The 22,356-nt window shown below is 38.5% G+C and carries 18 protein-coding genes; 7 read left to right on the top strand and 11 right to left on the bottom strand.

The annotated features are described in order from the left end of the window. Positions 1–162: 162 nt before the first annotated feature. The 8 genes from H6H03_RS33580 to H6H03_RS33545 form a co-directional block, all read right to left on the bottom strand. On the bottom strand, positions 163–1,584 hold the full coding sequence (locus H6H03_RS33580; protein ID WP_190959354.1) for a DHA2 family efflux MFS transporter permease subunit: 1,422 nt from the start codon (positions 1,582–1,584) through the stop codon (positions 163–165). Positions 1,585–1,743: 159 nt separating this feature from the next. Continuing rightward, positions 1,744–2,334, bottom strand: coding sequence for an rRNA large subunit pseudouridine synthase E (locus H6H03_RS33575; RefSeq protein WP_190959353.1), 591 nt, complete (start codon positions 2,332–2,334; stop codon positions 1,744–1,746). Positions 2,335–3,111: 777 nt separating this feature from the next. Further along, positions 3,112–3,804, bottom strand: a complete 693-nt coding sequence (locus H6H03_RS33570; RefSeq protein WP_190959352.1) for a DevA family ABC transporter ATP-binding protein — start codon at positions 3,802–3,804, stop codon at positions 3,112–3,114. A 32-nt stretch (positions 3,805–3,836) separates the two neighbouring features. Further along, positions 3,837–5,009 carry an ABC transporter permease DevC gene (gene devC, locus H6H03_RS33565; protein ID WP_190959351.1) on the bottom strand — a complete coding sequence of 391 codons (1,173 nt, stop codon included), beginning with the start codon at positions 5,007–5,009 and terminating at the stop codon, positions 3,837–3,839. A gap of 65 nt (positions 5,010–5,074) precedes the next feature. After that, positions 5,075–6,262: an ABC exporter membrane fusion protein gene (locus tag H6H03_RS33560; protein WP_190959350.1), complete on the bottom strand. Its 1,188-nt coding sequence runs from the start codon at positions 6,260–6,262 to the stop codon at positions 5,075–5,077. Positions 6,263–6,404: 142 nt separating this feature from the next. Then, the gene (locus H6H03_RS33555) at positions 6,405–6,668 is read right to left on the bottom strand and encodes a hypothetical protein (RefSeq protein WP_190959349.1); all 264 of its coding nucleotides are present in this window, start codon (positions 6,666–6,668) and stop codon (positions 6,405–6,407) included. Positions 6,669–6,948: 280 nt separating this feature from the next. After that, entirely contained in the window at positions 6,949–7,230 is a 282-nt protein-coding gene (locus tag H6H03_RS33550; RefSeq protein ID WP_190959348.1) for a hypothetical protein, read from the bottom strand. Between the two features lie 264 nt (positions 7,231–7,494). Further along, positions 7,495–7,689 carry a hypothetical protein gene (locus tag H6H03_RS33545; protein ID WP_190959347.1) on the bottom strand — a complete coding sequence of 65 codons (195 nt, stop codon included), beginning with the start codon at positions 7,687–7,689 and terminating at the stop codon, positions 7,495–7,497. A gap of 2,412 nt (positions 7,690–10,101) precedes the next feature. Here H6H03_RS33545 and H6H03_RS33540 point away from each other — a divergent pair. The 3 genes from H6H03_RS33540 (at position 10,102) to H6H03_RS33530 (ending at position 12,135) form a co-directional block, all read left to right on the top strand. Then, positions 10,102–10,749: a sigma-70 family RNA polymerase sigma factor gene (locus H6H03_RS33540; RefSeq protein ID WP_190959346.1), complete on the top strand. Its 648-nt coding sequence runs from the start codon at positions 10,102–10,104 to the stop codon at positions 10,747–10,749. A gap of 233 nt (positions 10,750–10,982) precedes the next feature. After that, positions 10,983–11,603: a hypothetical protein gene (locus tag H6H03_RS33535; RefSeq protein ID WP_313931991.1), complete on the top strand. Its 621-nt coding sequence runs from the start codon at positions 10,983–10,985 to the stop codon at positions 11,601–11,603. Positions 11,604–11,838: 235 nt separating this feature from the next. Beyond that, complete coding sequence (locus H6H03_RS33530; protein WP_190959344.1) at positions 11,839–12,135, top strand: hypothetical protein; 297 nt, start codon at positions 11,839–11,841, stop codon at positions 12,133–12,135. A 24-nt stretch (positions 12,136–12,159) separates the two neighbouring features. Here the strand turns inward: H6H03_RS33530 and H6H03_RS41600 are convergent, their stop codons facing one another. Beyond that, the gene (locus tag H6H03_RS41600) at positions 12,160–12,282 is read right to left on the bottom strand and encodes a hypothetical protein (RefSeq protein WP_277926219.1); all 123 of its coding nucleotides are present in this window, start codon (positions 12,280–12,282) and stop codon (positions 12,160–12,162) included. 331 nt (positions 12,283–12,613) lie between these two features. On the opposite strand from H6H03_RS41600, the gene H6H03_RS33525 reads away from it, so the two are divergent. After that, positions 12,614–14,536, top strand: coding sequence for a calcium-binding protein (locus H6H03_RS33525; RefSeq protein WP_190959343.1), 1,923 nt, complete (start codon positions 12,614–12,616; stop codon positions 14,534–14,536). A 350-nt stretch (positions 14,537–14,886) separates the two neighbouring features. On the opposite strand, the gene H6H03_RS33520 is transcribed toward H6H03_RS33525, so the two are convergent. Continuing rightward, a complete protein-coding gene (locus H6H03_RS33520; protein WP_190959342.1) occupies positions 14,887–15,321 on the bottom strand; it encodes an Hsp20/alpha crystallin family protein in 435 nt (144 codons plus the stop codon). Between the two features lie 622 nt (positions 15,322–15,943). Here H6H03_RS33520 and H6H03_RS33515 point away from each other — a divergent pair. The 3 genes from H6H03_RS33515 (at position 15,944) to ppsA (ending at position 21,060) form a co-directional block, all read left to right on the top strand. After that, the gene (locus H6H03_RS33515) at positions 15,944–17,320 is read left to right on the top strand and encodes a dihydrolipoyl dehydrogenase family protein (protein WP_190959341.1); all 1,377 of its coding nucleotides are present in this window, start codon (positions 15,944–15,946) and stop codon (positions 17,318–17,320) included. A 247-nt stretch (positions 17,321–17,567) separates the two neighbouring features. Next, the gene (locus tag H6H03_RS33510; protein ID WP_190959340.1) at positions 17,568–18,317 is read left to right on the top strand and encodes a class I SAM-dependent methyltransferase; all 750 of its coding nucleotides are present in this window, start codon (positions 17,568–17,570) and stop codon (positions 18,315–18,317) included. A 124-nt stretch (positions 18,318–18,441) separates the two neighbouring features. Next, positions 18,442–21,060 (top strand): phosphoenolpyruvate synthase, encoded by a 2,619-nt coding sequence (gene ppsA, locus H6H03_RS33505; protein ID WP_190959339.1) that lies wholly within the window; start codon positions 18,442–18,444, stop codon positions 21,058–21,060. Positions 21,061–21,110: 50 nt separating this feature from the next. Here the strand turns inward: ppsA and H6H03_RS33500 are convergent, their stop codons facing one another. Beyond that, a complete protein-coding gene (locus tag H6H03_RS33500; RefSeq protein WP_190959338.1) occupies positions 21,111–22,316 on the bottom strand; it encodes an ABC transporter substrate-binding protein in 1,206 nt (401 codons plus the stop codon). Positions 22,317–22,356: the final 40 nt, after the last annotated feature.

Below are 22,356 nucleotides of genomic sequence, written 5' to 3'. Positions count from 1 at the left end.
TGTGGGAGGTGTGGGAGGTGTGGGAGGATGGGGAAGCATTAATTCTCTTTCCCCCCACACTCCCCTCTCCCCCCACACTCCCCTCTCCCCCCACACTCCCCTCTCTCCCCACACTCCCCACACTCCCCCCTCTCTCCCCACACTCCCCATCTCCCCATCTCCCTACCCCTTCCTCAACCTCAAAACAGATGCCATTGCTGCCCCACACAATATTAGGGCTGCAAAACGAAAAGTTCCTTGGAAGCCGACAACAATTGCTTCAGCAGGGGCAACGGACACATCTGCACCCCCAGCCATAGTGGCGATTAACCCTCCAAATACTGCCCCAAACAGAGAAACACCTACGGTATTACCTGAGGTGCGTGACAAAGACAGCAACCCAGAACCAATCCCTAACCGTTCGCGAGGTACTACTCCCATAACGGCGCTGTTGTTGGGGGATTGAAATAAACCCAGTCCAATACCATAAATAAAATAACGGCAGATATAGCCCAATTCAGTGATTTGGGCATCAAAGGTGCTAATCCCCAAACAACCGCCAATCATCAATCCCAACCCAATTGAGCTAATCAGTTGAGCGCCAAAGCGGTCTGCAAGTGTTCCAGCCAAGGGTGCAATTAACCCACTTAGTACTGGCGATACTGCTAGTAGTAGCCCTACTTTTACTGTGGGATATTGCTTTACTCCCTCTAAAAAAAATGGGACGATCAGTAGTGAACCACCAATGACAATGAACGCAAGCCAGCCACTGAGCAAACTCATACTCAACTGAAGATTGCGAAACAAGTGCAGTTCTAGTAGTGGCTGCTCTATCATCGTTTCTACTATCAAAAAAATCGTCAAACTAACGGCGGCGATCGCTAGTAAGATCAATGCATTGATACTACTAAAGCCTTGGCTTTGCCCTAGTGTCATACCTAGTCCAAAACTACCCAAAGTTAATAAAGCCAATATTGCTCCAAAAGGGTCAAATTTCTGTTTCCCCTCAAGAATTACAGAAGGTGGCACTACGCGAGCGACTAAGAAACTAGCTACGATCCCCAACGGTACATTGATTAAGAATATACTATGCCAGCCTGACCACCCCAGCAGTAGTCCGCCAGCCGAAGGGCCAAAAGCAATACCCAATGACACCACGCTACCGATGATGCCCACAGCTCGACCTCGTTCGGAAGAGGGAAAAACTTCTGTGATAATTGCCAAACCAAGGCCGGAGATGAACACAGCACCTAATCCTTGAAGTGCCCGAAAGCCGATTAACCACTCAATACCAGGTGCAAGACCACACAACAGCGAACTGAAAGTGAACAAAATAAGTCCGCCTTGATATAACGACTTTTTGCCCCACATATCCCCCAGCCGAGTTGCTGCCAAAACCAAACCGGAACTGACCAACTGATAACTCAATACAGCCCATTGAGTTATGGGAAAAGTGGTGTCAAAAGCTTCTACCAATGTGGGTAAAGCAACATTGATAATGCCCACATCCAGAGTAGACATGAACACCCCAAGCCCCACACCAACTAAAACCCAATTTTTTTGAGAGCCTGACAAAGCCAGAGGTTGTGCTTGCAATTTTCCCAACGTTTAGTCTCCGCCTTTAACTTTACGATTATGAATAGTTTGCATACGTACATTAATTGTAAGTTGTTACCATTAGTGCCAAGTTTAAGAAAGTACCGTGGAGAAAATACGGTGAATCGATAGATTTAGTGTATTTTACGTTAAAGTTGTGCCTATTGCCTATTGCCTTTTGTAGTTGACCAGAGATTTCAGTTCAGATGCAGTGAGGTCACGCCATTGGCCGGGTTGTAGGTCATTTAATTGTAAGTGTGCGATGCTGACCCTGACCAATCGCAAAGTCGGAAACCCGACAGCCGCAGTCATGCGGCGTACTTGGCGGTTTTTTCCCTCTGTCAAGGTCATTTGCAGCCAAGCTGTTGGTACATTTTTGCGAAATCTAATTGGTGGGTTGCGTTCTGGTAGCTGTGGTTCTTCTGGTAAGAGGCTAACTTCTGCTGGCTGAGTGCGGTAATCTTGAATTTCCACACCTGTTTGCAACCTTTTTATCGCCTCTGCATCAGGAATTCGTTCTACTTGTGCCCAATAAGTGCGTTTATGAGCAAAACGCGGATGGGCGAGGCGATGTTGCAATTGTCCATCATTGGTTAATAACAACAAACCTTCACTGTCCCAATCTAAGCGTCCCACAGGATAGACATCAAGCACATCAATATAATCTTTGAGAGTGCTATGTGTGGGAGTTTCTTTTGTAAATTGGCTGAGAACACCGTAAGGCTTGTAAAAAATAATATATCGATATTGATTAGTCATTAGTTATTGATTATTCTCTGCGTCTCCCTATCTGCGCCACCCACCACTCTGAGTAAAATCAATATTACACCCACTTCATAGCACTCGTATTTTTATTTAAAAATAGATAAATATACAAGCAAGACGCAGTAAAAAAATTATTGTCCAAGCAGTAAGGCTCAACTCAACAAAGATTATAGTGATTAAATAGCGTTGCTGAATTTGAATATGAACAAAAATCAACTCTTCTCAACTCTTACTCTGGAGCGACTCTGCGCTACGCCAGTTGCTTCAAGTCGGGCATTGCCCGCCCAACGCACTGGCTCCTCTGCGTGTTAGCAAAGCGGGGCGTAGCCCGCTAAATTCATATTCTCAATCAGCAAAGCCGATTAAATTAATCTAACTAAAGATAGAACCAGTTGAAGATAGACCTTGAATAGTCCATTGTATATATTCTGTTATCGTGGAAGTTAATCCCATAAGAACCCAGGTAGTAGGTATTTTCAGTATTGTTGATGCCACCAGTGCCATTGAATAAATTAACATACATATAACCTCCAAATACAGCCTGGCTTTGAGATGGAGTTAGGTTATGTATAAATGCTCCTAATTCCGTAGGGTGAAAATAATAAATTACTATTTTAGCCATTATTTTAATTTCTCCTGACAAAATGGAATTTACTTTAAAATTATTGGATTAAGTCTGGAAAATTTAGTCTATTCTCTGCATTCCAAAGCAACGAATATTAATAGTTAAAATATAAATTGTATTTTTTTAAGAAAAGCTTATTACTAGCATTAGCAAACTTCTTTAACTAGCCGCCCATCTTCTATATGAATTATTCTATCGGATATATCTAAAATTCTAGTGTCATGAGTAACCATTAAAATAGCACAGTTTTGTTCTTTAGCTAATAATTGCATGAGGTTCACAATATCTCGACCTGATTTACTATCTAATGCTGCGGTAGGTTCATCAGCCAGAACTAATTTAGGATGGTTTACTAAAGCACGGGCAATTGCTACTCGTTGCTTTTGACCACCAGAGAGTTCACATGGATAGTAATTAATTCGATTCCCTAATTTAACAGCATCAAGCATAGCTTCCGCTTTTTTCTGAGCTTCCCACTTAGAAATATTGTTGTCTAATTCAAGGGATATTTGAACATTTTGTCTGGCGGTTAAGAAATTCAGTAAGTTATGAGACTGAAAAATATAGCCAATATGACGACGTATTTGTACTAATCGATCGTTACTAGCTCCATAAAGCTCTTGATTGAGAAATTTCAAGCTTCCTTTTTGAACAGAACGTAACCCACCAATTAAACTAAGTAAGGTTGTTTTTCCTGAACCTGAAGGCCCAGTCATAGTCACTATTTCGCCATGTTTAATCTGAAGATTAATGTTAAACAAAATTTGACTTTTTAATATCTGTTTGCCAAAGTAGTGATTAAGATTTTTGGCACTAACAATAAAGTCTACCATAAACATACCTCAAAAATAATTAATTTAATTACGGAAACCTAAAAAAAATCGGCTGGATCTACATTACGCAGCTTTTTTGTAGATATTAATCCAGATGCTAAACACATTAAAATTATAAAGAATAATACTATAGCTGCTTTATCTACACTCATGCTAATTGGTAAGTTAGTAACACTTTGAGCTACATCGTACAAACCTATAGATATAGCAAAACCAGGAATATACCCAAAAGAACCTAAGATTAAAGCTTGTTGAAAAACTAAAATCAGCAGATATTTATTTTTAAAACCCATTGCTTTGAGAGTTGCATATTCAGCTAGATGGCTAGCAATATTACTATAGAGAATTTGATAGACGACTACTACACCAACAACAAATACCATAGTCACCATCAATTGAAATACAAATCCAATAGGCGCTCTAAGTGTCCAATAGTTTTTTTCCAAATTAATAAAATCCTCGCGTGTAATGACTATTACGTCTTTAGGTAATTTAGCAGACAAAATAGCCAAAACTTCTTGGTGGTTAGCATCGGGTTTGAGATTAATTGAGCCTATATCTACATTTCGTGCTGAACGGCCTTGGAATATTTGGAAGAAGGTGGAAGCACTAACAATTAAATTTCCATCAACTCCAAAGGATGGGCCAAGACTAAATAATCCACCAACTTTTACCTTATAGCCAATTGATGAAGTATAGTTAAATATTTCCAGTATTACAGGCTTTCCTTCTTCAAAATCGTGAGAAATTGGCCCAAATTGTGGCCGAGATTTGCTGTCAAATAAAACTATGTTAGGCAATTGTAATAATCTATAATTTTCCTGAATATCTGGTAATTTTAAAATTGCTCCATTCGGCTCAAAACCAAGTACATGTATGGGAAATTTTATCCCACTGGTTAAATTTTTTAGCTTGGCAAACTGCATATATAATGGGTTAACTGATTCTATCCCTTCGCATCCTAATATTTGATATAAATACCAACGTGGAAAGCTTTGATTGAAAGTCAAGGATTGATATTGAGTGCTGATTATAAATAAATCACCTTTGAGATTGTTATGTAACTGCGTAGCACTAGTATATAAAGCATCTTGAAAACCAACTTGGATAAACATCAGTACCGCAATAAAAGCAATTCCAGTCGAAGCTATAAAAAAGCGAGCTTTTTGTCGGGCTAGCTGTAGCCAAGCTAGAGATATATTAATAATCATTTGATAAACCCAAAGTGATAGAAATGAGATTGTTTACTAAAAATAATCAAGCTCTGTCTATAGGTTTAGATATCAATACGTACCTGTACTTGTAAATTAGTAAGAGCAGCAATTTGTTTGTTATCTTCCATATTGTCGATGCGAATTTTTACCTGAATTACTTTGTTATCTGTATCAGCTTGCAAATTATTAAACATATTTTGTTGCTCAACTTGCAGACCAATATCTGTGACTGTTCCCCGTAATTGCTTTGGTAAAGCATCGCTAATGATAACGACTGACTGACCTAGACGTACTTTTTTAATATCAGTTTCATAAACTTCTGCTATTGCATACATTTGTTGTGTGCGACCTAAGTCAGCTATTCCTGTAGCGCCAATAATTTCTCCAGGGCGAGTACTAATTTTAAGAATTTGGCCAGCAATAGGCGATCGCACATAACTTAAATCCAATTCTGCTTGAGCTTGTTTAACTGAAGCTTTTGCACTCTCGATATTAGCTTGGGCTGCTTGCACATCGGTAGAACGCACTTCTGTAATACTTGCAAACTTAGCTTTGGCCTCCATCAACTGCTGTTGAATAGTTTCTACAATTCGATTGTGAGAAGCCTTAGCTTCGTTATACTGCTGTTGAACAATTTCGACTCGCAAGCGCCTAGCTTCTGACTCAGAAGCAGAAATACCACCTACTTTGTATAACTGCTGATAACGCCGATTTTCGCTTTCAGCATTACGTAATTCAGCTTCTAGACGAGCAATTGTGGCTTGCTGTGCAGACATGGCTCCAGACAAATCAGCTTGTAGACGAGTAATTGTTGCTTGCTGTGCAGAGATATCTCCTGCTTTGGCTCCCGCTTTTATTTGATTTAGGCTAGCTTGCGCTACTAAAACTTGTTTTTGTGCTTTTTCTAAGGCTGCAAGACGGGGATAATAACTATCAAGAACAGCAACTATTTGTCCTTGATGCACCCAACTTCCTTCTTTGAGAAAGAGTTTCGCCACTCGAACACCCCCTTGAGAATTAGGGGCAGATAAACGAATAACTTCTCCTTCAGGTTCTAAAGATCCTAAAGCAGTAACAGCAGTGATTGTAGGAGCATTATTGGGAGTAGGTGAGTCTAACTTAGAGGTCAACTGAAATCGTGAAAAGCTATAGACAGAAAGTGTAACAGGAACTACAGCCATAGCAGCTGTCAACATTATTAAGTACCAACTTACAGGTTTTGTTAATGGCTGCCTTTGTTTGTATACCATAATTATCTTTTCCAAGTTAGTATGCAAAGCTTCTGCATTTAATTCACTCCAACACTTACAGCAGAATTTAAGAGTAAAACAAACTCGATCTTTGGCTTTGTCCCTTAAAATTTGTACTTCACTGAGTGAAAATTAAAAATGTTTAAGTCCCAGTAGTCAAACTTAAAACTTGTGGTGTACCTATAGGTAACATGATTACGAAATTAATAGTTAATCTTGAAAAGTCAACCGTAAAAAGCTTGTTACCATCTAGAGAAAACAGGCTAAGGCTATTTGATACATTATTGATACCATCCTGAATGTTAGCCAAATCAACACCAGTAATACCTCCTAATACAGTAGCAGATCCTTCCCAAGAGACTTGGGCGAACAGTTCGTTATTTTCGAGATCGAGAATTTGCAGCATATTGTGTAGTTATTAATAGCATCAAGCTGAAGAATGAAGTGACGCTTAGTCATATCCAAAAGGTACGCACATCGTTTCTAGCCACAGGTAGTATTCAGGTAAATATGCAAGTAATTTTTCGAGGAACTTGTTGATTTTTATCAAAAATCTAATAACGCGTCTATCTCCTCAGCTTTCAGCAATGAGTATCCGATGCAATTTCTGGAAAAATTTTGGTTTAATCAAGCTTTAAACCTTTATTTTCTAACATTAAATAAAATTCGTAGCCAAAATTTGGAGATTAAGCTACTGCAAGATTTCCAGCGGTTGGGTTCCCCATCTCTGACATCAGAGAGCTAACTCCAAAGGCAAGTAACCCGGCAAAAAGTCCAGCGGTGAGGGCGGCTGCTCCGAAGGCATAAGGGGCAACTTCACAGCCACTAATAGTAGCAGATTCTTCACTGGAGATTTCGCTAAACAGTTCATTATTTTCGAGATCGATAATTTGCAGCATATTGGTAATTAGCAACATCACAACTAAGAGGAAAGTGATACTTGTTTCATAGCGAAAAGCTATGTACATTAGTTTCCAGCTACATATTGTATTAAGGCAAATATCGAAGTAAAAACTTAGTAATTATTTACTCTCCTCTCTCTAAAAAATTGTCAAAAAAGTTTATTCTTTGTAGAAGAGTAGGGAGAGTAAACATTTAAGGAGGGAAATGTCTATGATTAGAAGAGGTTTAATAACGCGCACACTTGACTCACTTTTAAGCGGTGGGTATCCGATCTAATTTCTTGGAATCGAATAAGGGCGCGTTATTTTCCTCAACTTATGCAAACAAGCTTATTCGAGAGAGGGGTTAATTGCGGTAAATAGTAGCACGGCTTGTACAACTGGGTCTGTAAAAACGCCAGTGGCTATTGCAAGGATACTTGCCAGTCCAAAGGATTCAAGTCCACCGCCACTAACGCTAGCAGATTCTTCATTGGAAATTTCGCTGAAAAGTTTGTTATTTTCGAGATCGATAATTTGCAGCATATTGTGTAATTAAGAGCATCAGGGTCAAGGTAAAGTCGTACTTTTTTATGGTGAAAAGGTACGCACATTGTTTCCAGTCACAGCTCACACCAAGGTAAATATCCAAGTAAATTGTTTGCTGATAGTCAAACTTGCTTGTCTATTTGTGAACTGTTCCTATTTCCTTTAACGAATACTCGATGCAAAATATTCCAAAATCAGATCGCCAAGTTGGCATAAGATTGGTGAGTCTGTCATTTACCTGTCAAAAGCTTTTGCACAATAAGAGGTTTAGGTATTATGTAGTGTTTCTATAACTCTACATAATGCCTAAACTTTATGCGAATAAATTTAGATAATCTCTCAAACTCTTATCTAGATTGAGTTACAGATTTAGCAGAATTTTTGTTGCTAGTTTAGGAATATTTTGCATTGAGTATTCGTTAAAGAAAATAAGAACGGAAGAAAGAGATATGATTAATATTCATAGATAGATTTAGTTTTGATTGCTCAGAGCCTGACCTGAGATTTTTTGTATCTGTTTCTGCCGTGATTGACTCCTAAATACTTGCTTTCTCAAACCTCAGTGAATTCGCTGAGGTTTTTTGTTAATAACTAAAGTTGCAGGTTATGAAAATCCCGATTTTACTGTTATTTTATTAACAGAGCGATCGCTGATACTATTTCACGAAATACCTGATACAAATGATTGGTTTTTAATTCTTCCCTCCTGTTGCCTATTTATATATATTTGAAAGTGAAATTGTATGACTATACTGCTATGGCAAAGTCTGATTTTTTGGTAATTCATAAACTAGTCAGCTACACTTTTTATTGATATATTTTTTTGATACTAAAACCTCAACAAACATTTAGTAAAAATGCTTTATATAAATGCATAAATCGAATCATCAAATACAAAAAACGGATTTATTACTTGTAATAAATCCGGAGCAATATCGATAATTTATTGGGTGATATTTGCAACAATTATCAATAACTAATAAACAAACCGATTGTATATTGATCTTGAACTAGTGATTGTATTTATATTATTATCATGGTAATTGATTGAACCTGGGCCTCCACCGTCATATCTAACACTACTGTCAACAGCATTGATATAAGTTCTATCAGTAGTGTTCATTATGCGAAACCCATAGGGATAGCCACTTGCCAGTATACTTTCTGCTTGCTCTGTAATTAGATTGTCGATAAATGTTTCTATGGAATTAGGATGTAAAGTGGAAATTACGATTTTCTTCATGATGTTAATTACTCTAAAGTTAGTAGAATTGACTTTTAATGTATTGCATTACTGAACTGTTTTCTCTAACTATAGCAATCCTAAATTAATTAGGAGAAACAAAATGCCTAAAAAGTTTATAAATAGGTATTTTTTATTTCATATTTATTTTTCTCAAGTTTGACTTATTATTGCTATATACTTTCAGAGAAAGTTAAATAACTAGCATCTAAGTTTCTGTATGATTACTACCAGAATGCTAAAAACTAAGAAAAAAATAAATTAATTGGATATTGACCTTGAACTGGTTGTTGTATTTATATTATTATCATGAGAATTGATTGAATTTATACCTCCACCGTCGAATCTAAGATTAGTGTCAGTAGCATTGATATACACCCTATCGGTAGTGTTCATTATGTCAAACCCATAAGAATAAAAACCTGCAAATATACTTTTTGCTTGTTCTGTAGTTAGATTGTGTATAAATGTTTTTCTGAAATTAGAAGATAAAGTGTAAATTACTATTTTTGCCACGATATTAGCTCCTCTAAAGTTAGTAGAGTTGACTTTTACTTTATTGCATAAGTCAACTTTGCTCACCGACTATTATATGTAAAATCCCATCTTTGAAATAATTATTTTGGGATATTTATAAGACATAAATACTTTTTTTGTCTCAAAAATTTATGTCAATGTTAGTAGTTTTGATCTAAAATATATAGCACTAAATAGTATAAAAATATACAAAAAAATTCAAAATTGAAATATCATAGACTAAATTCCTTAAATATTGTCTTATAAATATTTTTTAGAGCTTAAATAATTACTGATGAGGTTACCAATAATTTAGCCGTAACTAAATTTTCAAAATATTTCATTCTCATTAATAGAAGTTTTTATCATTTTTTTCTGTCTTAATTAAAAAGATACAAACAATAATACCTGCATTATTGTCTATTTTGCTTGCTTGATAAAATTATTTTTTTGTTTGTTTTCCCTTAAATTTATTTTAGAAAGGTAAGTTACTTTAGTAGAAATTTACCTAATTATTTCCATAAAACCCAGCTAATCAAGATTGAAAACATAGTAGATAAGACCAAATACAGAAATTTACCACAATATAGTTAGTCGGTTTTCAAGTGTAAAGGCATTTTTACTAAAAAATTAATTTTGCTTAATAACTTATGCTATTAGAACAAGAATCATTGTCTGTTTATCAAGAAATTCTGCTCAGATTGGACTATCGCCAGAGATTAGAAAAGATTGCCCGCAAATACACTAGAGGAACAGGTTTATCTTGGGAAGATGCTTTTCAGATCGCCCATTTAAAGGTCTTCCTGGCTTTTCAAGCAGGAAAGTTTCGCCAAGGGAGTGTAGAAGAGTTTTATTACTGGGCTGTTGCTGTAGCTAGATGTGCAATTATTGATTTTATTCGCAAAGAAAGCGTGCGGAAGTATCAGAGTTTAGATGATAATATCCCAGGAACAGATATGCCTTTATTAGATACAATTCCTGATGAATTTAGCACATTGGATGCAATAGAGCGTGCAGATTTAATTCTGAAAGCACTAGAGTCTATTTATAAACTTGATAAATGCTATCCACATCTAAATTATCTTAAATTATGGCAAGGAAAAGTTGATGGTAAAACACAAACTCAAATCGCTGCTGAATTAAGAATTAGCCAGGGTGAAGTTTCCAAGCGATGGCAAGAACTTTTAAGGCGTATTGCAGAGCTATTAGGACTATTAGAAATTAAAGATATGAAAGATAAACTGCGAAAAACTTGCCACGATAAGATATCAGAACGTCAGTCAAAAAAGCAGTGGTAAGCCAATAAAATATTTGATTACAGGCTGATTATCCAAATTAGAACAATTCATCATAGTAAAAATAGCTGAATTGTTAACTAAATATCGCTTGGATACTATCAAATCTTGAAGATTTGTTTCCCAAAGAAAATTATTTTAAATAAAAGTCTATGCGTGTAAATTTGGGTAAATTCATTTTTTTAAATAAGCAGAGGTGTAATATCTTAACGCCACAACCTGGAGAAATTTGGAAAGTGAATTGCTTAGTACGAAGCCCTCTAGATTTGCTAAGCGAAGAGCAACAGCATTTATACTCTTCCTTAGCACGGAATTTTTTGGCAGGCAATTCACCACCGCGCTATGTAATGATTGTCAGAGAACCTGAATTATCTGAAAACATAGAAGAGGAATGGTTGATTGTTTATGTGATGTTGCTATCATTAGAAACAGATTTCATCAGCAACATAGATTTGTTGATTCCCGCCAAAATATCAGGGTTAGATCGAGATTTATTGGCAGAAACTTGGCATATTATTCCCGCGCTAGCTTGTAACTTACTACAGCCAGTTGGCAAACGGCTCTCTCGCCAGATTTATGAGTATTTGCTAACAGTCAGAGACTATCATGATGGGTTGGTTTCTCAACTGCCAGCAATCACAGAAATCCAACACTTAGGGTTCACAGATGAAAACTTATGCTCTGCAAACAATCCGAGAATTCAAAATTTTCATAAAGCAGAACAAGCCTGGAGTGATGTATTAACAGTGCCAGTAGCGGCTTATTATACTTACTTTAAAAGTATAAAGTTCACAAATGCAATCTTAAATGAAGCATTGCAATTAGAACAAGATTTACAATCTGACATTAGTGGTTAAAGTTTGAGGTTCTGCCGTTTTAATAAGTGGTTAAGCGAACACCATATTACTCTGCCTAGAAAAACATGCTTTGAGGTGATTATATCTCAAGGCATATTTTGATGGTTGTAGAATATTACCTCTATCGGAAGTAAGAAAGCGAATATTTTAATTTAGAACTTAAGCCGAATTTAAAAACTATCAAATGCTTTTATAAATGAAGAGATAAGGATTGGTGATAAAGGAAATTGAGAAAATGGCTAAGATAATAGATTCAGACTTACAAGTAATCGATCCAGAATTATTTTTGCAAGAGATGACCATCGCTCAAGCTGAGACTGTACTAGGGGGATATTGCCAAACTCATGAGGGTTATCCCTGCGGTTATATAATCAATATTACTGAAGGTATGAAAAAACCCAAAAATCCGAATGAAGATTCAGACCAGAACAATATTAGTAATCAAAAGATTAACACTATAGATAATTCTAGAAAAATTTATATAAATGGGATACCCATTAAAGGAAAAAGAAATATTACAGTCATTTGCTGATTAATTACCAATAAAATATTACTACTAGTAAACATGATGTTCGTTGCCAGCTAACGTAATATTTACAACGATCGCATCGCTAAAACCTTCAAAGTGCGATCGCTTCTCATAACAATCGCTTACCTCAGTATATTTAGTACTATACATCACTCCAGTTTCAGGAGTATTTTTATTTATTTATATATAGATAAATATACAACTAAGCGAAGCGAAGAAATTTTTAAGCAGGTAGTGACACTCAATTAAACACAGATTATAGTGATTAAATTAACCTACATTACTGCGTAAGCATACTAGCTAATCACTGCTTGTAAAGCTGTGAATAGAGTAATTACACTGTCAAGCTATTTTTGCTGAATCTGCACTATATTATACCGATAGTCCCAGCTGTCGGCTAATTTTTTGTGTCTGAAAACAGTAATACCAGCAGGTTAATATCTCAAGTTTCCAAAACAATTGATTTAGATAGGTAGAATTTATGGCAACTTTCAAGGGTACCAATGGTAACGATCTTCTGAATGGCGGTACAGCTGCTGACATCATCTATGGCTACGAAGGCGATGACTCGCTCAATGGTGCAGCAGGTAATGACACACTAGATGGTGGCCCTGGTAAGGATACATTGAAAGGTGGAGCGGGTAACGATACTTACATCGTTGATAACACTGAGGATATTGCCAGTGAAGATAACGGCTCCGGTGGCAATGCGGGTGGTGTTGATACGGTTAAGTCTTCTGCTTCCAAATATATTTTAGGTAGCTATATCGAAAACCTGATTTTAACTGGAACCACAGGCATTATTGGCAATGGAAACGAGCTAAATAACATTATTACTGGCAATGTAGTCAACAATGAGCTTTATGGCAACGATGGCAATGACACCGTTTATGGTGGCGATGGCAATGACAAACTAGCTGGTTGGAATGGTAATGATAAACTCTACGGCGAAGGCGACAATGACACTCTTTATGGAGATACCGGTATTGACACTCTTTATGGAGGAGAGGGAGACGATCTCTTATTTGGTCAGGCCGATGCTGATTATCTCTATGGTGGCCTGGGTGATGACACCGTTTATGGCGGCGCGGGAGATAATAAGCTGTACGGCGAACTAGGCTATGATTACCTCCATGTTGAGGGTTCTGGGAAAAACCTCTTAGACGGTGGCACAGACCATGACGAACTGTATGCTTTTGAAACCACTGGGAACAATACTCTCAAGGGAGGAAGTGGGGATGATTATTTAGATGTTTCTGATTCTTCTGGGAAAAATCTCTTAGACGGTGGCACAGGCCATGACGATCTGTATGCTCAAGGTACCACTGGGAACAATACTCTCAAAGGAGGAAATGGGGATGATGATTTAGATGTTAGTGGCTATGGAAAAGATTTAGAAGATCTAAATGCTCGTTTAGAGACAGTTTTTTATTCTTCTGGGAACAACCTCTTAGACGGCGGCACTGAGTATGATGACCTTGACGCTAAATATACCAGTGGTAACAATACTCTCAAGGGAGGAAGTGGGGATGATGATTTAGATATTTCTTATTCTTCTGGGAAAAACCTCTTAGATGCTGGCACTGAGGATGATGACCTTTACGCTAGATATACCAGTGGTAACAATACTCTCAAGGGAGGAAGTGGGGATGATGATTTAGATATTTCTTATTCTTCTGGGAACAACTTCTTAGACGGCGGCACTGAGGATGATGATTTTTTGGCTTACAATAGCAGCGGTAACAATACCTTCAGTGGAGGAGATGGCAATGACTCCTTCGATTTCAGCGCTCCCTCAATTGCTCCCTCTTCCTTGGTGACTCAAAAGGTAGATGGAGGTGTGGATGACGATTATTTGTTCGTCGATTTCCAGAATTCTAATATCGAGGGAATTACTTCGACTTTCAATGCAATCACTAAGCAAGGCTTGATTAAGTCTGGGACGTATCAAGTTAGCTATAAGAATATTGAAGAATTAGAGATTCAGGGTACAGCCAAGGCTGACACTATTGTGGGTGGTGATGGCAACGACAAACTCAATGGGAACGATGGCAACGATCTTTTGATTGGGGGGAAAGGCACTGATACCTTTGATTTCTATACATATAATCAAGGCATTGATAGTCTTAATGATTTCGACGCTAGTATTGACCGTATTCAGGTATCGGCTTCAGGTTTTGGCGGCGAGTTAATAGGAAATACACTTTCGGCTGACCAGTTTATCATTGGTTCAACGGCAATAACAGAGGCTCAGCGATTTATCTACAACAGCGGTACAGGTGGCCTGTTCTTTGACCAAGATGGTAGCGGTGGTGCATTTACTCAGGTACAATTCGCACAACTACTCAACACTGGTTTGTTACTAAGCGAAACTAATTTTACTATTGTTGCCTATGTTGTCTAAATTGTAATAGCAAATTTGCGCTTTGCAGATTAACAGCGATCGCATCACACAAAAAAATATCAACGTTGCACAGAAAAGGGGATGATTTAGCAGATCATCAAGTATTTGGTCGTGCTTCAAGAGTCTGCTTCAATCCATCCCAATCTTCTGCAAAACCAAGATATCTCAAAAGTGCGATCGCTATAAGATCTACACTCTAAGACATTGCTTTATTTAGCTGAAAAAAGCCTGGTTATTATTTATTATAACCAGGCTTTTTTTTATTCCACTCTATCTAAAGAAATAGAGATAGTTATCTCCTCTCTATCTAAAGAGGTAGACTATTTGAATATCAACCGATTGACAACCGTTTATAGATTTACTTTGACAACTTTGTTCTTTTCTTGCTCAGTTTTAGGCAGTGTCAAATTCAAAATGCCGTCTTTGTATTCAGCGGTTACATTGGTATTTTGGACTCTAGTAGATAGAGGAATTACACGTTGGAATTTACCATAATAAAATTCACTCTTGGTAGTACCTTTTTCTTCTGTTTTAGTTTCAGACTTCCGCTCGCCACTAATATGCACAGCATCTTCAGTGACTTGAACATCCAAGTCTTTAGCTGAGATTCCTGGTAATTCTAGCTTCAGATGAATAGCATCTTTTGTTTCTTGCAATTCAACAGCCGGAACTCTAATAAAGGCTTTTTCAAACCGTGCAGATGGTACTTTAGTATCTCCAAGTAAACCGTTGAGGTGACGTTCTAAAGCATTCAATTCTTGCCAGGGGCTGTAACGAACTAGCATATCAGCTTTTTCCTTGTAATAATAGTAGCTTGTAGCAGAATCAATGAAGATTTCAACCCTTCCTTTAATTGCTATGTTATTGAAAAATGACAAGCATGGAAATTCGGTTTTTACGTCTAATTAATGATGATTACCGCCAGCAAATTTAGGTAGGTTATCAGGTGTAGAAAACCAGAAAATTATTAGTTCGGTAAACCAGAATATACTTTTATTTGAACTGGGCTATCGATTTGGCAAACTATCCTGAAATTTAGCGAAAAGATTAACTAACAAGAAAGGTAACTGCCAAGCATTGCTTGATTTTAGAAGGTAATTTTATCAATGAGCCATATATTCAGCAGAATCAAACGAAATCACTTTTTTGTTTGCCGCTGTTGAATCAAAGTAAACTTGTTGGTGTGCTGTATCTGGAAAAGGGACTTCCAAATAAAAAAATAATCAATCGCTTGGGGGAGCAGAAGGAGAGGAAATTGGATACTAGTGTTTGATGTAGAAATTGAGTAATTTAATTCTTGGATGTCCCTTATCGCACTACCAACATGATTGGCGAGAAGGCAGCGGATTTAATTAAAACCAGTCGGACTCGACAAATTGTAATGGCCAGCTATCAACAGAGGTAATCATGGAAACAGCAGATGTAATTGTAATTGGAAGTGGTCAGGGGGGAGTTCCACTCGCAGCTGACTTTGCCAAAGCAGGTCGAAACGTCGTTCTATTTGAGCGCGATGCATTGGGAGGCAGTTGCATAAACTATGGTTGCACACCTTCTAAAGCCTTTCTAGCCGCTGCCCATGCCGCAGGTCGCGCAGGGCAAGCGGCAAAGTTAGGCATACACGCGCAGGTTGAAGTCGATTTTTCTGCGGTGATGGAGCGTGTGCGTAGTATTCGCAGCCAGTTTAACCAGGGTACCAAGGGGCGACTAGAGAGTGCAGGGGTTCGAGTCATCTGCGCTGAAGCTGTTTTCACCGGAGAACGAACTGTGAGTGGAGGCGGTGTGACTGTGCAGGCTCCGATCGCTGTTATCAACACAGGAACATCCTCTAATATTCCTGAGATTCCTGGTTTAGCTGGAACGCCTTATCTCACCAACCGAAATTTCTTTGATTTACAGCAGATTCCGCCCCGGTTGCTCGTGGTCGGCGGTGGCTATATTGCCCTGGAGTTAGGGCAGGGAATGGCACGTTTAGGGAGCCAAGTCGAATTAATTGTGCGGGGCGATCGCCTGCTAGCTCAAGAAGAATCTGATGTCAGTGCTGTGCTTGCTGATGCTTTTAGACAAGACGGAATAGGGCTGCATTTCAATGTGACGGTTCAGCAGGTTGCTTACACTAACGGTGTGTTTACCTTAACGCTGAACAATGGTGAAGTACTTGATGGAGAAGCATTGCTGATTGCGACTGGGCGCAAACCGAATACTCAAACATTAAATTCTGCGGTGACAGGCGTTGAATTAGATGCCCAGGGTTTTATTAAAATCGATGAGCAATTTCAAACGAGTCATTCTGGAATTTATGCGATCGGAGACGTTGCCAAGCAGCCTGCTTTTACCCATGTTTCTTGGGAGGACTATCGGCGCTTGAAAGCAATTCTGTGTGGCGAACACCGGACGCGCAACGATCGCGTGTTAGGCTATGCCGTCTACACTGAGCCGCAAGTGGGCCGGGTGGGGATGACGTTAGAGCAGGCTCAGAAACAGGGCATTGCTGCCCGTGAAGTCACCCTGCCGATGGCTCATATCGCTCGTAGCATTGAATGGGGGCACGATTTGGGTTTCTACCGCATGGTCATCGACACCCACACAAATTTGATTTTAGGAGCAACGCTGGTTGGCTACGAAACGGCTGAACTTGTGCATGTCTTTTTGTCGCTGATGGAAGCTAAAGCAACGTGGCAGGTACTCGAACAATCGGTTCACATTCACCCAACTTACGGTGAGGCATTGCCCAGTCTCGCAAGGCTACTCGTTGGAGATGATATGCCAACTTGTCCCAATATGTAACACCGAACAGGATTTAGCGGCGGGTTATTGACTTTTGATAGTGTGTTGAGAACCGCAATTGGGGTAAGTAGGTCTAGAGGCTGACATCAGTTTTGAGACAGTCAAATTCATATTTACCACTATCCTGATTTCATAGCTTTTCTACTCGAAGTTTAAACTTGGTCAATAAGTGTATCGTAATTTAAAACAACGAGACCCAACTGTATCAGACATCCTTTAATAAAAAACTTGCAACTGAGGTGAAAAAATGGCAGCTGTGTATGATGATATAGCTCTCCAGTTTCAAAAACTTAACAAATTGCCTTATCGCTTGTATGGTGAGGCATATACATACTTAAATCTCATCGGAGATGTTGCCGGGAAATCAATCCTCGATCTAGCTTGTGGAGAAGGATTTTTCACACGATTGCTTAAGCTAAATGGCGCTGCACGTTTGGTTGGTGTGGATATTTCCTCAAAAATGATAGAACTGGCAAGACTTGAAGAAGCCTCCGATCCCAAGAAAATTGAATATATTATCGGTGATGTCACCGAAGTTGGTTCTCTTGGCAGCTTCGATCTTGTGTTATCCTCCTACTTGCTGAATTACGCTTCAAGTAAAGAGCAACTACTCAAAATGTGTCAGGCCATAGCAATTCATCTCAAACCTGGTGGTCGATTTGTCGGTTTGAACAATAATTTAGAACTGCCAAGAGAGTTTTATCATAAACATGAGAAATATGGCATTTCTAGAAAATGTGCCCAGTCGCTTAAGGAAGGTACTCCCATAACTTTAACATTAACAATTCTTGATGACGGCGAGTCTATCAGTATCAGTTTTGACAACTACTACCTCAGCAAAGCGACTTATGAATGGGCCTTGATGAGTGCTGGTTTTAAAGAGATCTGCTGGCATCAACCAACAATCAGTCCTGAAGGCATACAGAAATTTGGCTTTGAGTTCTGGCAGGACTACATTGACTATCCCGATATGGTAGGCATTACCTGTATAAAATAGCTTTCCATTTGGCACACTTCGCGATCGCCGTATAACAATGCCCATACACACAGATTGTCGAGAGTCGATCGTTTGTGATGCAGTTAAAATTACCAAAGTATGAATTGCCAAAGGAAGGAAACTCATGAGTTCATTTGTCCTTTGTTTTCAAGATATTGACAAAACAAAACTCAAGGTTGTTGGGGGCAAAGGTGCCAACCTGGGGGAACTATCTAGGATTGAGGGAATCCACGTACCGGATGGCTTTTGTATTTCTACTGAAGCTTTTAAAAGAATCATTGGGGAAACGCCGTCGATTAACGAATTACTTGCTCAGTTATCGCATCTATTGGTGGAAGACCGGCATAAAATCAGTGAACTTAGCGGTGAGATTCGCTCTTTCATCGAAGGGATAACTATCCCTGAAGACATTAATGAAGAGATCGCCAGCCTCCTCTCCAGGCTTGGAGAAAAAAATGCCTATGCAGTAAGATCCAGCGCAACAGCAGAGGATTTACCGACGGACTCCTTTGCAGGCCAGCAGGATACGTATTTGAACATTATTGGAAAGGAGGCAATCTCTCAGCATATCAGCAAGTGCTGGGCATCGCTATTTACCGAAAGAGCAGTAATTTACCGCCTTCAAAATGGCTTCGACCACCGTAAAGTCCACCTGTCTGTGGTTGTTCAGAAGATGGTCTTTGGGCAGGTAGCAGGAATTTTGTTTACTGCCGATCCCGTCAATTGTAATAGGAAGGTGTTATCCATTGATGCTAGCTTCGGACTTGGTGAGGCTATGGTCAGAGGCATTGTGAATGCTGATATCTATAAAGTGTGTAACGGCAAGGTTATCGATAAGAAGATATCCCCCAAGAAACTGGCTATTTACGCCTTAAAAGATGGCGGTACGAAAGAACAGGAGATTGAACCACACAGACAGAACAGGCAAGCGCTAACGGATGAGCAGATTTTACAGCTTGAGCGCATCGGTAGGAAGATTGAAGAACATTTCGGCTGCCCCCAGGACATCGAATGGTGTTTGGTTGATGACACATTTCATATTGTCCAGAGTCGCCCCATCACGACTTTATATCCCATTCCTGAAGCGAGCGATCGCCAAAATCACGTCTATGTATCTGTCGGTCATCAACAAATGATGACTGACCCTATGAAACCATTGGGATTGTCTTTATTTCAGTTAACAGCTGCTCGACCTATGTATAAAGCTGGTGGAAGGTTGTTTGTTGATATCACACCCGATCTGGCTTCACCTGTTAGAAGAGAAATTATAGTAGATGTCTTGGGAAAATCCGAACCGCTCATAAAAGACGCACTTATGAGCATCATAGAGCGAGGAGATTTTATACAATCGTTACCAAATGATAAAAAAGAACTGGATTCCGGTAAAAGCAATAAATCTCCATCGCCTGCGGATTTTCAAACACTAAACGAATACGATCCGACAATCGTTTCTGATTTAATTAAGAGTAATCAAGTGTCGATAGACGATTTAAAACATAACATCCAAACGAAATCAGGATTGGATCTAATTGATTTTATTCTGGAAGATATCCAGAAATTAAAGAAGAGTTTATTCGATCCACAAAGTTTCGGTGTGATTATGACTGCTATGAATGCTTCATCATGGATCAATGAAAAGATGAAGGAGTGGTTAGATGAAAAAAACGTAGCAGACACGCTTTCTCAATCTGTACCCAACAATATTACTTCGTCTATGGGTCTGGAACTATTGGATGTCGCAGATGTGATTCGTCCTTATCCTGAAGTAATTAATTATTTACAACATGTAAAAGATGATAGCTTTTTGGATGAACTGGTTAAGTTTGATGGTGGAAAGGAAGCCCAAGACGCTATCTCTGCTTATCTCAAGAAATACGGAATGCGATGTGCCGGAGAAATCGATATTACTAAAACTCGTTGGAGTGAAAAACCAAGTACACTTGTCCCCCTGATTCTCAGTAACATCAAAAACTTTGAGCCTAATGCCAGCGATCGGAAATTTGAGCAAGGGCGACAGTCGGCTTTGAAAAAAGAACAAGAGTTATTAGATCGATTGAAGCAATTACCGGATGGTGAACAAAAGGCCGAACAGACAAAACGAATGATCGGTCTAATCCGGAATTTCATCGGTTATCGTGAATACCCAAAATACGGCATAGTTAATCGCTACTTCGTTTATAAGCAGGCTTTACTCAAAGAAGCCGAACAACTCGTACAAGCGGGCGTTATCTATGAAAAAGAAGATATATACTATCTCACTTTTGAAGAACTTCGTGAAGTCGTATGCACAAATAAACTTGATTACCAGATTATCAGTAAACGAAAAGACGAGTACAAATTATATAAAAAACTAACTCCCCCACGTGTTATCACCTCTGATGGTGAAATCATTGCAGGTCGGTACAAACGGGAAAATCTCCCAGCCGAAGCTATTGTAGGTCTACCTGTTTCCTCCGGAGTTATAGAAGGACGAGCACGTGTCATCTTAAACATGGAAGATGCCGATCTAGAAGATGGAGATATATTAGTCACCTCCTTTACTGACCCTAGCTGGACACCATTGTTTGTATCTATAAAAGGTCTAGTCACCGAAGTTGGTGGACTGATGACTCATGGAGCAGTTATCGCACGTGAATATGGCATAAGTGCAGTTGTCGGAGTAGAAAGTGCTACCAAACTGATCGATGACGGACAGAGAATTCGGGTTAATGGAACAGAAGGCTATATAGAAATCCTATATTAAAGCCGAAAATTACTTTCATTGGATTTTAAATATTGAGGATTAATCTTTATTTATTTTATGTTTAAGAATGAAAATTTACCTTTAATGCCGTTTGGTTCCATCTTCAATTGTGCAACATAAAACTCTTTTTGAATCACATCACCTGCTGGTGTAAAAGCAATTTCCCCAAGAGGAGTTTGATATCTTCCTTTTAATAACTCCTGATTCAATTGTGTACGCAACTGTGGCAACGTTAATTTGTTAATTTCAGTTTTTTTATCTAAAGATTGGAGAGCTTCTACATATACCTGCATTGCTGCAAAAGCTTGGGCGCTAACTTGGGGTGGTTCTCTTTGATATTGTTCTATATAAGCTTTGCGAAATATTGTGTTAATTTGGCTAGGATATACAGGACTATAAGCTTGAGCAACAATCACGCCCTCACAAAGCGCCCTACACACAGAAAATATATGGGATGTATTAAAACCGTTGCCACCAATAATTATTCCTTTATAACCAAGTTCTCGTAATTGTTTAACTAAATTACCTCCATCTACTGCTAACCCCGATATAATTACTAAATCTGGTTTTAAATTAATAGCATCACTGGCTTGAGCTTGAAAGTCTGTATCTGTAGTTTGAAATTTTTGTACTGTGACTAAATTCAATCCTAAATCTTTAACTGTTTTTTGAAAAATGTCAGTTTCTGATTTATTGAAAGCATCATTTTGAGCGTAGAATACTGCTACTCTTTTGATTTGAGGATTTTGTTTGAGTGCAGCTTTCACGGAATAAGGAGCAACCACAGCTACAGATGAAGAAACACGGGCAACATAATCACCAATTTCGGGAATGCCTTGAGCTGTATTTGATGCTCCAATTACTGGAACTCGATTGCGCTCTGCTATGGGGTTAGCACTAAAAGCTTGTTGTGATAGAGTAGGGCCAATTATGCCAACGACTTTATATTGATTAATTAGAGTTTGAAAAGCATTAATGGCTCCAGCTTCATCGCCGCCAGTATCTTGAAATACTAATTTAATTGGTTTACCATTGATACCTCCTATGTGATTAAAATACTTTTCGGCAATTTTTACTCCATCGGTTCCCTCTTGACCAAGTAATGCTACATTGCTGGTTTGGGCAAAAGCAATTCCTATGGGAATAACATTAGATGTATTGGTTGTTGGATTAATATTACTAGTTTTGCTACAAGCTACGAGTAATATAGAGGATAAAAATAAGAATGCAGTTTGAGCAGCGATCGCACTTTTCATAAACGCCTAAATATTACTTTTTTGACAATCAATTTATTCA

The sequence above is a fragment of the Nostoc paludosum FACHB-159 genome (assembly GCF_014698835.1).
In the GTDB taxonomy this organism is placed as follows: domain Bacteria; phylum Cyanobacteriota; class Cyanobacteriia; order Cyanobacteriales; family Nostocaceae; genus Nostoc; species Nostoc paludosum.
This window is presented reverse-complemented; position numbering and strand designations above follow the sequence as displayed.